The organism is Nocardia rosealba (assembly GCF_020216065.1).
In the GTDB taxonomy this organism is placed as follows: Bacteria; Actinomycetota; Actinomycetes; order Mycobacteriales; family Mycobacteriaceae; genus Nocardia; species Nocardia rosealba.
On sequence record NZ_JAIWNA010000001.1, the window covers coordinates 462,936 to 478,555 of the forward strand.

Sequence of the window (15,620 nt, forward strand, 5' to 3'; positions counted from 1 at the left end):
TTGGACCGGCTGGATTTCGGCGGAAACGGCGAAACTGGTGACGGACGTGGAGGCTCTTTGGAGTACTTCCCGCTCTCGCCCGCACAGCTGGGTATCTGGTACGCGCAGCACGTCGACCCGCTGGTGCCGATCAATATCGCCCAGTACGTCGACCTGCGTGGCCGCCTCGATGTGGCCGCGCTCGAGCGTGCGAGCGCCGGTGCCGCCACCGACCTCGAATCGGGTTGGCTGCGCATCGTCGAGATCGACGGCGAGCCGATGCAGACCATCGACCCCACCCAGGACGCGACGCTGATCTATGTCGATCTGCGTGGCGAGGCCGACCCGGAGGCCGCCGCAGCCGAGTGGATGCGTGCCGAGTACAGCCGCCCGCTCGACATCGTCCGCGACCGCCTGGTACAGGCCGCGGCGCTACAGCTCGAGGACGAGCGCTGGTACTGGTACGCCCGCGTCCACCACATCGTGCTCGACGGTTTCGGCGCCAACAACTTCGTCAACCGCACGGCACAGCTCTACACCGCCGAGGTCACCGGCATCCCGGCCCCGCCGAACAAGGCCGCCGATCTGCGCTCGCTCTACGAGTCCGAGATCGCCTACCGCGACAGCACCCGATTTCAGTCCGACAAGGAGCACTGGGCCCAGCGGGTGGCGGGCCTGGAGGAGGGCAGCAGCCTCACCGGTCGTTCGGCGCCGCCGTCGCCGGTCAACGACATCACCAGCGCTGCGCTGTCGCAGGACCAGGACGACCTGCTCGCCGCCGCGATCACCCGCCACGACAGCACCGCCGCCCCGCTGCTGATCGCCGGCTTCGCCGCCTACCTGGCCCAGATCACCGGCACCGAGGACGTCATCCTCAGCCTGCCGGTCACCGCCCGCACCACCGCGACCATGCGCCGCTCCGGTGGCGCGACCTCCAATATCGTGCCGCTGCGCCTGCGCGTCGGCCACGACACCTCGGTCGCCCAGTTGTTGCGTTCGGTCACCACCGAGGTGTCGGGCGCACTGCGTCATCAGCGCTACCGGCACGAGGACATCCGCCGTGATTCGGCGGGCGAGGGCATGGTCTCCACGGAGTTCTTCGGTCCGTGGGTCAACATCATGCTGTTCGACAACCAGCTGCGCTTCGGCGACATGGAGGGCACGCTCAATGTGCTGTCCACCGGCAGCATCGAAGACCTGGGCGTCAACTTCTACCAGTCGCACGGCGGCACCCGCTCCCACATCGACTTCGAGACCAACCCGAACCTGTACTCGGCCGTGGAAGCGCGCACCCACCACGCCCGGTTCCTCGAGTTCTTCGACCGCTTCCTGGCCGCCGACGCCGAACTGCCCGTGTGGGCCCTGCCCGTCACCGGCGCCGAGGAACTGGAACGCTCGCTCACCGAGTGGAACGATTCCGCGCACGAGGTCCCCGCGACCACGCTGCCCGCCTTGCTCGACGCCCAGGTCCCGCGTACGCCCGACAACATCGCCCTCGACTTCGAGGGCGAAACGCTCACCTACGCCGAGTTCGCCGATCGGGTGAACCGGCTCGCGCGTTTCCTGATCGCCGACGGTGTCGGCCCGGAATCCCTCGTCGCCCTCGGCATGCGCCGTTCGCTGGAGCTGGTGATCGGCATGCACGCCGTGCTGCGCGCCGGTGGTGCCTACGTGCCGATCGACCCGGATCACCCGGCCGACCGCACCGCCTACATCCTCGAATCCGCGGCACCGGTCTGCGTGCTCACCACCAGCCGCGACGAGCTCGACCTGCCCGCCGATGTCGCGCGCGTGGAGATCGATCGACTCGACACCACCGGTTTCGACGCCACACCTGTGTCCGATGCCGACCGGCTCGCCCCGCTGCGCCCGGACAACACCGCCTACGTCATCTACACCTCCGGTTCCACCGGCCGCCCCAAGGGTGTCGCGGTCACCCACCACGCGATCGTCAACCAAGAGCTGTGGATGCTCGACGAGTACCGGTTGACCGCCGACGACGTGTACCTGCAGAAGACCGCGACCACCTTCGACGTGTCGCTGTGGGGTTACTTCCTGCCGCTGATGGTCGGCGCCGAGCTGGTCATCGCCTCGCCGGACGGACACCGCGACCCGCTCTACGTCGCGGACATGATCGAACGCCACGGCGTCACCGTGACGGATTTCGTGCCGTCCATGCTCACCGTCTTCGTCTCGCACGCCACCGCCGCCCAATGTGCTTCGCTGCGTGCGGTTTTCGTGATCGGTGAGGCGCTGCCGCCGGAGACCGCCGCCGGTCTGCGCGCCATTTCCAGCGCCGGACTGCACAACCTGTACGGCCCCACCGAGGCCGCGGTCTCGGTGACCTATTGGGAGGCAACCGAAGCCGACACCGTCACGGTGCCGATCGGTATCCCCGAATGGAATGTCGAAGTCTACGTGCTGGATTCGCGGCTGCGCCCGGCCGCGATCGGTGCACCGGGTGAGCTGTATCTGGCCGGTCGTCAGCTGGCCCGCTGCTACCGCGGCCGCCCCGACCTGACCTCGGACCGCTTCGTCGCCAACCCCGTCGGTGGCCCCGGCGAACGCATGTACCGCACCGGTGACCTGGTGCGCTGGAACAGCGACGGCGTCCTGGAGTACATCGGCCGCACCGACTTCCAGGTGAAGTTCCGTGGTCAGCGCATCGAACTCGGCGAGATCGAGACCGATCTGCTCGCGCACCCGAGCGTCAGCCAGGCGGCGGTGCTCGTGGTCGACACCGCGACCGGTCAGCAGCTGGTGGCCTACGTGGTGCCCGCGCCCGGTCAGTCCGCCGACCCGGCGACGCTGACCAGGTTCGTCGCCGAGAAGCTGCCCAGCTACATGGTGCCCGCGTCGATCATGGTGCTCGACGCGTTCCCGCTCAACACCAGCGGCAAGCTCGACCGCAAGGCCCTGCCCGAGCCGGTGTTCACCGCTGCCGCAGGCGATTTCCGTGCTCCGCGCTCCGCCGCCGAGCAGATCGTGGCGGGCATCTTCGCCGATGTGCTGAGCCAGGAACGGGTCGGCGCCGACGACAACTTCTTCGAACTCGGCGGCAACTCGCTGGTCGCCACCCAGGTCGTGGCGCGGATCGGCGCCGCGTTCGGCATCCAGCTCGGCGTGCGCGCCCTGTTCGAGACCCCGACCGTCGCCGGCCTGGCCGCGCGCGCGGAAGCCGTTGCGCCCGCCGAGATCTCGTCTCGCCCGCCGCTGGTCGCCCAGGAGCATCCGGACCGGGTGCCGCTGTCGCTGGCCCAGCAGCGGATGTGGTTCATCAACCAGTTCGACCCCGCCGCGCCCACCTACAACCTGCCCTTCGTGGTGCAGATGAAGGGCCGTGTCGAGGTCGATGCGCTCATCGCGGCGCTCAATGATGTTGTGGTGCGCCAGGAGTCGCTGCGCACGATCTTCCCCGACGCCGACGGCGGCTTCCAGCGGGTGCTCGGTGCCGACGAGTTCGACCTCGGCATCACCGTGTCCTCGATCGATCAGGCCGAGCTGGCGGCCGAGCTGGTCGACTTCGCGTCCAGGGGTTTCGACGTCACCCTCGAACTGCCGATCCGGGTGCGGATCTACCGGGTCACCGGCGGAAGCACCAATGGCACACCGGAATACGCGGTCGCCTTCGTCGTCCACCACATCGCCGCCGACGGTTTCTCCTTCGGCCCACTGGCCCGCGATGTCGCCACCGCCTACCTCGCCCGCGCGGCGGGGCTGGCCCCGGCGTGGGAACCGCTGCCGGTGCAGTACCGCGACTACACGCTGTGGCAGCGCGAACTGCTCGGCTCGGAGTCCGATCCGGAGTCCATCGCGGCCCGCCAGATCGACTACTGGCGCCGGGCGCTGGACGGCCTGCCCGACCAGCTCGACCTGCCCGCCGACCGGATCCGCCCGCAGCAGCAGAGTTTCCGTGGCGCGCAGCTGGCCTTCGAGATCGACCCCGACCTGCACGCGGAGCTGATCGCCTTGGCCCGGGCCAAGGGCGTCACGCTGTTCATGGTGCTGCACGCCGCGCTCGCGGTGCTGCTGTCGCGGCTGTCCAACACCCGTGACATCGCGGTGGGCACTCCGATCGCGGGCCGTGGTGAGCAGGCGCTCGACGACCTGATCGGCATGTTCGTCAACACCCTGGTGTTGCGCTCCGACGTGGATCCGGGCCTGTCGTTCGCCGATTTCCTGAGCCGTACCCGCGACACCGACCTGGCCTCGTTCGGCAATGCCGATGTGCCGTTCGAGCGCCTCGTCGACGTGCTCAACCCGACCCGCTCCCAGGCGCGCCACCCGCTGTTCCAGGTGATGCTGTCGTTCCAGGAGATGGCGCACGGCGAGCTGGAGCTGCCCGGTCTCACGGTGAGCGCCGACGAGCTCGAGGTCGCGATCGCCAAGTTCGACCTGCAGTGGACCATCACCGAGCAGCACAGCAGCGGTGGTGCCCCGCAGGGCCTCGCGGCGGTCGCGCAGTTCGCGACCGACCTGTTCGATGCCGAGACCGTGCAGTCGTTCATCGACCGCCTGCTGTCGATCCTGCGCGCGATCACCGTCGACCCGTCGGTGGCCGTCGGTGACATCGATCTGCTCGGCGAGCAGGAACGCCTCGATGTGTCGCGTGAGTGGGTCAGTTTCGCCCCCGACGGCGGCACCGGGCAGTTCGCCGACCGGTCGACCACGCTCGTCGACCTGTTCGAATCCGCCGTCGCGGCCCATCCGGACAACATCGCGGCCCGCTACGGCGCCGAGTCGCTGACCTATGCCGAGCTGGACAAGCGCGCGAACGCGTTGGCGCGCAAGCTGATCGCCGACGGCGCAGGCCCGGAGTCCCTCGTCGCGGTGATCCTGCCGCGTTCGCTGGATCTGGTCGTGGCTCTGCTCGCGGTGGTCAAGACCGGTGCCGGTTACGTGCCCGTCGACCCGACCTACCCGGCCGAGCGCATCGCCTACGTGCTCGAGGACTCGCGCCCGACGAGTGTGGTGATCGATGCCGACTCCGAGGTGGAGCTGGCCGACGACCTGCCCGTGCTGGTGCTCGGCGAGCTCGACGACGCCGATGGCGCGCCGCTCACCGACGCCGACCGGCTGGCGCCGCTGTCGCCGGACAATGTCGCGTACGTCATCTACACCTCCGGTTCGACCGGCCGCCCGAAGGGTGTCGCCGTCGCGCACCGGAATGTGGTGCGGCTGTTCGCGAACACCGATCGTGATTTCGGTTTCGGCCCCGACGATGTGTGGACGCTGTTCCACTCGTACGCCTTCGACTTCTCCGTCTGGGAGCTGTGGGGCCCGCTGCTGTTCGGCGGCACCGTGGTGGTCGTCGACTACTTCACCTCGCGCTCCCCGGAGCAGTTCCTGGATCTGCTGCGCACCGAGCGCGTGACCGTGCTCAACCAGACCCCGTCGGCCTTCTATCAGCTGGCCGAGGCCGACCGCAATGCCGGTCCCGGCGTCGAGCCGCTGAGCCTGCGCTACGTGGTGTTCGGCGGTGAGGCGCTCGAGCTGCGTCGTCTGTCGGATTGGGTTGCCCGCCACGGTGATTCGTCGCCGACGCTGGTGAACATGTACGGCATCACCGAGACCACGGTGCACGTGTCGTACCGCGCGCTCGATGCCGAAACCATCGCCGCCGCTTCGGGTTCCATCGTCGGCCGCGCCATCGCCGGTCTGAGCGTGTATGTGCTCGACTCGCGTCTGCGCCCGGTGCCGGTGGGTGTCGCGGGTGAGATGTATGTCGCGGGACCGCAATTGGCGCGCGGCTACCTGGGTCGCCCGGATCTGACCGCCACCCGCTTCGTCGCGAGCCCGATGGGCGACGGCGAACGCCTCTACCGTTCCGGCGACCTCGCGCGCTGGAACCGTTTCGGCGAGCTCGAATACCTCGGCCGTGCCGACGATCAGGTGAAGGTGCGTGGTTTCCGCATCGAGCTCGGTGAGATCGAAGCCGCCGTGCTGTCGCACCCGGAGATCGCGCAGGCCGCGGTCATCGTGCGCGAGGACCAGCCCGGTGGTCAGCGCATCGTCGCCTACGTCGTCGCCGAATCGCACAAGCTCGACCTCGACGAGGTCCGCCAGTTCGCCGCCGACCAGCTCCCGGCCTACATGGTGCCCTCGGCGTTCGTGCAGCTCGACGCCATCCCGCTGACCGTCAACGGCAAGCTGGACCGCCGCGCCCTGCCCGCACCGGTGTTCGAGGTGCGCGAATTCCGTGCTCCGACAACGCCGATCGAGCAGATCATCGCGCAGGTCTTCGCCGACGTGCTCGATCTGCCGCGCATCGGTGTCGACGACGACTTCTTCGAACTCGGCGGCAACTCGCTGATCGCCACCCAGGTGGTCTCGCGCGTCGGTATCGCCCTCGATACCCGCGTTCCGGTGCGGATGCTGTTCGAGGCGTCCACCGTGGCTGCCCTGGCCGCCCGTGTGGAATCGCAGGCGGGCGACGGCGCCCACAAGGCCCTGGTGGCGCGCGAGCGGCCCGAGCAGGTGCCGCTGTCGCTGGCTCAGCAGCGCATGTGGTTCCTCAACCGCTTCGACACCGCCTCGGCGGTCAACAACATCCCGGTGGCCATCCGCCTGTCCGGTGACCTCGACGTGGCCGCCCTGCAGGTGGCCGTCATCGACGTCATCGACCGGCACGAGTCGCTGCGCACCGTGTTCCCCGACTCCGGCAACGGCCCGGTGCAGGTGGTCCTCGACGCCGCCCAGATCGTGCCCGACCTCACCCCGTACCGGGTCACCGAGGAAAACCTCATCGATCACCTGATCGATCTGGCCTCGATGGCCTTCGACGTGACCAGCGAAGTACCGCTGCACGCACGGCTTTTCGAGATCTCGGACTCCGAATACGTGCTCGGCATGGTGGTGCACCACATCTCCGCCGACGGCTGGTCGATGGCGCCGCTCTCGCGCGACGTCATCATGGCCTACGCTGCGCGCACCTCCTGGGAGGCGCCGACCTGGGCCGAATTGCCGGTCCAGTACGCCGATTACGCGCTGTGGCAGCGTGAGGTGCTCGGCTCCGAGGACGACCCGACCTCGCTGATCTCCTCCGAGATCGACTACTGGAAGCGTGAACTCGCCGATCTGCCCGACGAGCTGGTGCTCCCCGCCGACCACCCGCGTCCGCCCGCCGCCAGCTACCGAGGCGGCACCTACAGCTTCGTGATCGCGGGCGAAACCCAGCGCGCCCTCATGGAATTGGGCCGCCGCTACAACGCCTCGCTGTTCATGGTGATGCACAGCGCCCTCGCGGTGCTGCTCGCGCGCTCGAGCGGCTCGTCCGACATCGCCATCGGCACCCCGGTGGCCGGTCGTGGCGACCAGGCGCTCGACGATCTCGTCGGCATGTTCGTCAACACCCTCGTGCTGCGCACCGAGGTGGACGGCGCCACCGCCTTCGCGACCCTGCTCGACCAGGCCCGCGAGACCGACCTGCAGGCCTTCGCCCACGCCGACGTGCCGTTCGAACGCCTCGTCGAGGTGCTCAACCCGGCCCGTTCGCAGGCACGGCACCCGCTGTTCCAGGTGATGCTGTCGTTCCAGAACACCAAGCAGGCCTCGCTGCAGCTGCCCGGCCTGTCGGTGAGCGGCATCGACTACGACGCCCAGCTGGCCAAGTTCGACCTGCAGCTGACGCTCACCGAGGTGCAGGACACCGACGGCGAGGTCGGCGGCATGTCGGCCGAGTTCTCCTACGCGCTGGATCTTTTCGAGGAATCGACGGTCGCCGCGTTCGCCCGCCGTCTCGACAACATCTTCGCCGCGATCGTCGCCGATCCCGAGGTGCCGGTCGGCGACATCGACCTGCTCGCGCCCGAGGAGCACGCGCAGGTCCTGGTCGACTGGAACGACACCGCGCACGCGGTGCCGCACGCCACCCTTGTTTCCCTGTTCGACGCCCAGGTGGAACGCACCCCCGACGCGGTCGCGCTGGTCTTCGAGGCCGAGCAGCTGACCTACCGCGAGCTGCAGGAGCGTGCCAACCGCATCGCCCGCAGGCTGATCGCCGACGGTGTGGGCCCGGGTTCGCATGTGGCCCTTGCCATCCGGCGTTCCGCCGAACTCGTCGTCGCCATGTACGCGGTGCTGCAGACGGGTGCGGCCTACGTGCCGCTCGACCCCGATCAGCCCGCCGACCGCATCGGCCACATCATCGAGACCGCGGAGCCGCAGCTGGTGCTCACCAGCCGTCGCGACGGTTTCGAGGCCGAGGGCGTCACCGTGCACGCCGTCGAGAACATCGAGGCGCCCGCCGATTTCAGCGGTGCCCCGATCACCGACGCCGAGCGGGTGCGTCCGCTGCGCGACAGCAACACCGCCTACGTCATCTTCACCTCCGGTTCGACGGGCCGCCCCAAGGGTGTCGCCGTCGACCACGCCGCGATCGTGAACCGGTTGCTGTGGATGCAGCACGAGTACCCGATCGACGCCACCGACGCGGTGCTGCAGAAGACCCCCGCCACCTTCGACGTGTCGGTGTGGGAGTTCTTCTGGCCCCTGCAGACCGGTGCGCGCCTGGTCGTCGCCAAGCCCGACGGTCACCGCGACCCGGTGTACCTGGCGCAGATCATCGCCGAACAGTCCATCACCACAGCGCATTTCGTGCCGTCGATGCTGTCGGTGTTCGTGTCGACCCTCGGTAACAACGGCAACGGTGACGCGGTGCGCATGCGTCAGGTGTTCGCCTCCGGTGAGGCGCTGCCCGCGCCCACCGCGCAGCGCCTGCGTGAGCTGACCGGTGCCCGCCTGCACAACCTGTACGGGCCGACCGAGGCCGCCGTCGACGTGACCTATCACGAGGTCGTCGACGCCGACGTGGAGTCGGTGCCGATCGGCCGTCCGGTGTGGAACACCAAGGTGTTCGTGCTGGATTCGCGGCTGCACCCCGTCGCCTCCGGTGTCGCGGGTGAGCTGTATCTGGCGGGCGATCAGCTCGCCGTCGGCTACCTCAACCGGGCCGACCTCACCGCCGACCGCTTCGTCGCCAACCCGTACGGTCCCGCCGGTTCGCGCATGTACCGCACTGGCGACCTGGTCACCTGGACCCGCGACGGTGAACTGAACTACCTGGGCCGCACCGACTTCCAGGTGAAGCTGCGCGGTCTGCGCATCGAGCTCGGCGAGATCGAGGCGACGCTGCTGGCCCAGCCGGGCGTCGCGCAGTCGGTGGTCGTGGTCCGTGCCGACGCGCACGCGGGCGATCAGCTCGTGGGTTACGTGGTGCCCGAACCGGGTTCGGCTCTCGATGTGGCCGCCGTCAAGGCCGGGCTCGCCGCCGAGCTGCCCGCCTACATGGTGCCCTCGGCGCTCGTCGTACTCGAGGCGTTCCCGCTCAATGCCTCCGGCAAACTCGATCGCAAGGCGCTGCCCGCGCCGGTGTTCGAGGCCAAGGTGTTCCGTGCGCCCTCGACGCCGATCGAGGAGATCGTCGCCGAGATCTTCGCCGACCTGCTCGGCGCCGAGCGCGTCGGCGTGGACGACGACTTCTTCGCCCTCGGCGGCAACTCGCTGGTCGCCACCCAGGTCGCGGCCCGTCTGAGCAAGGCGCTCGACGCCGAGGTCGGCGTGCGCACCCTGTTCGAGGCGCCCACCGTCGGCGCGCTCGCCGCGCGGGTGGAATCGCACGCGGGCACCGGTCTGCGCGCCGAACTCACCGCGCGTCCGCGCCCGGAGTACCCGCCGCTGTCACTGGCACAGCAGCGCATGTGGTTCCTCAACCGCTTCGACGCCGAGGACACCGGCACCTACAACATCCCGGTCGCGGTGCGCCTGCAGGGCCTGCTCGACTTCCCCGCCCTGCGCGGCGCGGTCGCCGACGTGATCGCCCGCCACGAGTCGCTGCGCACGGTCTTCCCGTCGCACGACGGCACCGCCTACCAGAAGGTGCTCGCCGCCGCGGCCGCCATTCCGGACGTGGAACTGGTCGAGGCCGACGAGACCGACATGGCGACCTCGCTCTACGAGTTCGCCCGCCGCGGCTTCGACGTCACCGCGAATCCGCCAGTGCGCCTTCGGGTCTACGAGCTGGGCGAACGCGAGCACGTGCTGGTGATGGTGGTCCACCACATCGCCTCCGACGGTTTCTCGCTGCGCCCACTGGTGCGCGACCTGATGACCGCCTACGTCGCCCGCACCGCCAACGCCGAGCCCGGCTGGCCGCCGCTTGCCGTGCAGTACGTGGACTACGCGCTGTGGCAGCGCGAGGTCCTCGGCGACGAGAACGACCCGACCTCGCTGATCTCCGAGCAGCTCGACCACTGGCGCACCGCGCTGGCCGACCTGCCCGACGAGCTGCGCTTGGGCCACAAGTCGCGGCCGGCGCAGGCCAGCTACCAGGCGGGCACGCACCGCTTCGAGGTGCCGGGCGAACTCGTCGACGCCCTCAACCGCGTGGCCCACGAGCACAGCACCACTCTGTTCATGGTCGTGCACAGCGCCTTCGCCGTGCTGCTCGCGCGCCTGTCGGGCACCTCCGACATCGCCATCGGCACCCCGGTCGCCGGTCGCGGTCAGCAGGCTCTCGACGACCTGGTCGGCATGTTCGTCAACACCCTGGTGCTGCGCGCCGAGGTCGACCCCGGCGTCACCTTCACCGAGCTGCTCGGCCAGGTACGCGAACACGACCTGGCCGCCTTCGCCCACGCCGACGTGCCGTTCGAGCGCCTCGTCGAGGTGCTCAACCCGGCCCGTTCGCAGGCGCGGCACCCGCTGTTCCAGGTGATGCTGTCGTTCCAGAACCTGGGCCGCACCACCCTGGAACTGCCCGGCCTGACCGTGTCGGAGCTGGGCATCGACCAGCACACCGCCAAGTTCGACCTGCAGCTCGCGCTGAGCGAGGTCCCGGCCGACGACGACAGCCACCTCGACGCCGAACTCGTCTACGCCACCGATCTCTTCGACGCCACGTTCGCCGCCACCTTCGGCGCCCGCCTGCTGCGTGTGCTCGGTGCGATCGTGGCCGACCCCACCGCCCCCGTCGGCGACATCGAACTGCTCGACAATGCCGAGCGCGCCCTGGTGCTCGACCGCTGGAACGACACCGAATTCGCGGTCGACGCCGCGCTCAGCACCCCGAGCGACGACGACCCGGCCACCCTCAACGCGCTGTTCGAGGCGCAGGTCGCGCGCACGCCCGACGCGACGGCTCTCACGTTCGAGGGGACGAGACTGTCCTACGCCGAGTTCGCGGTCCGCGTGCGCAAGCTCGCCCGCTGGCTCAAGGACGCCGGTGTCGGCCCGGAATCGTATGTGGCCCTCGGCATGCGGCGCTCGATCGACCTGCTGGTCGGCATGTACGCCGTCTCCGCCGCCGGTGGCGCGTACGTGCCGCTGGATCCCGATCACCCGGCCGAGCGCATCGAGCACATCCTCGACACCGCGCAGCCGGTGTGCGTACTGACCTCCGGGGAGAGCCTGCCCGCGGCCGCCGGTCGCGAGGTGCGCATCGACCAGCTCGACCTGTCCGGCCACTCGGCCGAGCCGGTCACCGACGCCGACCGGCATCGCCCGCTGCGCTCGGGCAACACCGCCTACGTCATCTTCACCTCCGGTTCGACCGGTCGCCCGAAGGGTGTCGCGGTCAGCCACGCGGCCATCGTCAACCGCCTGGTGTGGATGCACGCCGCCTACGGCCTGGCCGCCGACGACGTGGTGCTGCAGAAAACGCCCGCCACCTTCGACGTGTCGGTGTGGGAGTTCTTCTGGCCGCTGCAGGTCGGTGCGCGCCTGGTGGTCGCCAAGCCCGACGGGCATCGCGACCCGGCCTACCTGGCCCGGCTGATCGTGGCCGAGCAGGTCACCACCGTGCACTTCGTGCCGTCGATGATGGCCGTGTTCGTCACCGAACCGCTTGCCGCCGACTGTGTCTCGCTGCGCAATGTGTTCGCCTCCGGTGAGGCGCTGCCCGCGCCGACCGCGCAGCGCCTGCGCGAACTCACCGGTGCCGCACTGCACAACCTGTACGGCCCCACCGAGGCCGCCGTCGACGTGACCTTCCACGAGGTCACCGAGGCCGACACCGATACGGTGCCGATCGGCGCGCCGGTGTTCAACACCCGTCTGTACGTGCTGGATTCGCGGCTGCGACCCGTTCCGGTGGGTGTCGCGGGTGAGCTGTATCTGGCGGGCGTGCAGCTGGCCCACGGCTACGTCGGTCGCCCCGACCTCACGATGGACCGCTTCGTCGCCGATCCGTTCGCCCCCGGCGAGCGCATGTACCGCACCGGCGACCTCGTCACCTGGACTCCCGACGGCGAGCTGGAATACCTGGGCCGCACCGACTTCCAGGTGAAGCTGCGCGGTCTGCGTATCGAACTCGGTGAGATCGAGTCCGCGCTCACCGCTCTGCCGCAGATCGCGCAGGCGGTCGTGGTGGTGCGCGCCGACGAGCACACCGGTGACCAGCTGGTCGCCTACGTCATCCCGGAGGCCGGGCAGAGCGTCGACACCGATGCGACGAAGGCCGCCCTGTCGGCCGAACTGCCGGTGTACATGGTGCCCGCCGCGTTCATGGTGCTGAACGCCTTCCCGCTCAACGCTTCCGGCAAGCTCGACCGCAAGGCGCTGCCCGCCCCGGTGTTCGCCGCGCGGGTGTTCCAGGCGCCGGTCACCCCGGTGCAGCAGATCGTCGCCGCCACCTTCGCCGAGGTGCTCGGCGCGGGCCAGGTCGGCCTCGACGACGACTTCTTCGAACTCGGCGGCAACTCGCTGGTCGCCACCCGGGTCGCCGCGCGTCTGTCGGAGGCCCTCGACGCCCAGGTTCCGCTGCGCGCGCTGTTCGAGGCGCCGACCGTCGCCGCTCTGGCCGCTCGCGTGGAAACCGCGTCCGGCCGGGGCTCGCGCGTGCCGCTGACACCGCGTCCGCGCCCGGAGCTGGTTCCGCTGTCGCAGGCCCAGCAGCGCATGTGGTTCCTCAACCGCTTCGACAACCGCACCGCCGTGAACAACATCCCGGTCGCCATCCGGCTCACCGGTGAACTCGACACGGCCGCACTGGAATCCGCCGTCGCCGACGTGATGGCCCGGCACGAGTCGCTGCGCACCTTCTACCCCGAGATCGAGGGTGCGGGCTACCAGCAGATCCTGCCCGTCGACGAAGTCCGTTTCGCGCTGCCGGCCCAGCCGGTCGCCGCCGAGGATGTCGTCGCACGCGTGGTCGAACTGGCGAGCGTGCAGTTCGACGTCACCCGCGAGGTGCCGTTCCGCGCGAGCCTGCTCCGCGTCGACGAGCGCACGCATGTCGCCGTCCTGGTGATGCACCACATCAGCGGCGACGGTTTCTCGCTGCGTCCACTGCTGCGTGACGTGGTGGTCGCCTACACCGAACGCGCGCGCGGTGAGGTCCCCGCCTGGGCGCCCCTGGACGTGCAGTACGCCGACTACACACTGTGGCAGCGTGAGGTGCTCGGCGAGGAGTCCGATCCCGATTCGGTCGCCGCCGGTCAGCTCGCCTACTGGACCGAGCAACTGCGCGACCTGCCCGATCAGATCGAACTGCCCGCCGATCGGCCGCGTCCCGAGATCGCGACCAATGCCGGTGACCTGTACCGGTTCTCGATCGACGCCGAACTGCATCGCGCGCTCACCGAGATCGCCCGTGCCCGTGGCGTCACCCTGTTCATGGTGATGCATGCGGCCCTGGCCACCTGGGCCGCGCGACTGTCCAACAGCACCGATATCGCCATCGGCACCCCGATCGCCGGGCGTGGCGAACGTTCGCTCGACGACCTGGTCGGCATGTTCGTCAACACCCTCGTGCTGCGCAGCGAGGTCGACCTCGGCGGGCGCTTCGGCGACCTGCTCGAGCAGGTCCGCAAGGTCGACCTGTCGGCCTTCGCCAACGCCGACGTGCCGTTCGAACGGCTCGTCGAGGTGCTCAGCCCCACCCGCTCGCAGGCGCACCACCCACTGTTCCAGGTGGCGCTCACCTTCGAGGCGGCCACCGCCGCCGACACCGGCACCGTGGCGCTCCCGGGTCTGGACCTCGACGTGGTCGACTTCGACCCCGGCACAGCCAAATTCGATGTGCAGCTCACCGTCGGCGAGGCCGCCGACGGCTCGCTCGCCATGTCCTGGAACTACGCCACCGGTCTGTTCGACGCCGAGACGGTCGCCGCCTTCGGCGACCGTCTGGTCCGCATCCTGCGCACGGTGGCCGAGAACCCCGACGTGATCGTCGGCGACATCGACCTGCTCGGTGAGGCCGAACAGCGCGATGTCGCCCAGCGCTGGGTGTCCTCGGGCGCCGACGCCATCGCCCTGCCCGTGGTGCACGATGCCAGCACCCCCGCCGGCTACCGCCGTGGACTGTTCGGCAACCGGCACACCACCCTCGTCGACCTGTTCGACGCGGCCGCGGCCGCCTACCCGGACCGGATCGCCGCCAAGTTCGGCGTCGAATCGCTCACCTACGCCGAGCTCGACCGGCGCGCGAATGTGCTGGCGCGCAGGCTGATCGACGACGGCGCTGGTCCCGAATCGCTGGTCGCGGTGATCCTGCCGCGTTCGCTGGATCTGGTTGTCGCCCTGCTCGCGGTGGTCAAGACCGGTGCCGGTTACGTGCCCGTCGACCCGACCTACCCGGCCGAGCGCATCGCCTACGTGCTCGAGGACTCGCGCCCGACCAGCGTGGTGCTCGACTCCACCGTCCAGGTGACGGTGCCCGCGCACCTGCCCTCGGTGGTCCTCGACGGCTTTGCCGTGGAGACCGGCAATGTGGAGGACGCCGACGACGCGCCCATCACCGACGCCGATCGCCTCGCACCGCTGTCGCCCGACAATGTCGCCTACGTCATCTACACCTCCGGCTCGACCGGCCGCCCCAAGGGCGTCGCCGTCGCGCACCGGAATGTGGTGCGGCTGTTCGCCAATACCGATCGCGACTTCGGCTTCGGCCCGCGCGATGTGTGGACGCTGTTCCACTCCTACGCCTTCGACTTCTCCGTCTGGGAGCTGTGGGGCCCGCTGCTGTTCGGCGGCTCGCTGATCGTCGTGGACTACTACACCTCGCGTTCGCCCGAGCAGTTCCTGGAACTGCTGCGGGTGGAGCAGGTGACGGTGCTCAACCAGACGCCGTCGGCCTTCTACCAGCTCGCCGAGGCCGACCGGAACGCCGGACCGGGCCTGGCGCCGCTGGCCCTGCGCTACGTGGTGTTCGGCGGTGAGGCGCTCGAGCTGCGTCGTCTGTCGGATTGGGTTGCCCGCCACGGTGATTCGTCGCCGACGCTGGTGAACATGTACGGCATCACCGAGACCACGGTGCACGTGTCGTTCCGCGCGCTCGACGCGAAGACCATCGCGGCGGCGGCCGGGTCGGTCGTCGGCCGGGCCATCGCGGGCCTGAGCGTGTTCGTGCTCGACTCACGTCTGCGCCCGGTGCCGGTGGGTGTCGCGGGTGAGATGTACGTCGCGGGACCGCAATTGGCGCGCGGCTACCTGGGTCGCCCCGACCTCAGCGCCACCCGGTTCGTCGCCAATCCGCTGGCCGGCCCGAACCAGGCCGGTTCGCGGCTGTACCGTTCCGGCGACCTCGCGCGCTGGAACCGCTTCGGCGAACTCGAATACCTCGGCCGCGCCGACGACCAGGTGAAGGTGCGTGGTTTCCGCATCGAGCTCGGTGAGATCGAAGCCGCCGTGCTCGCCCAGCCCGG

1 protein-coding gene (only partly in view) is annotated in these 15,620 nt (G+C 69.6%); it reads left to right on the plus strand.

What is annotated here, in order from left to right; translation table 11 throughout:
* A protein-coding gene (locus LDL21_RS02155; protein ID WP_225278609.1) for a non-ribosomal peptide synthase/polyketide synthase crosses the window boundary here: on the plus strand, window positions 1-15,620 show its start. 28,576 nt of this gene lie beyond the right edge of the window; 15,620 of the gene's 44,196 nt are visible here — the first part of the coding sequence; it begins with the start codon at window positions 1-3; its stop codon lies off the right edge, out of view.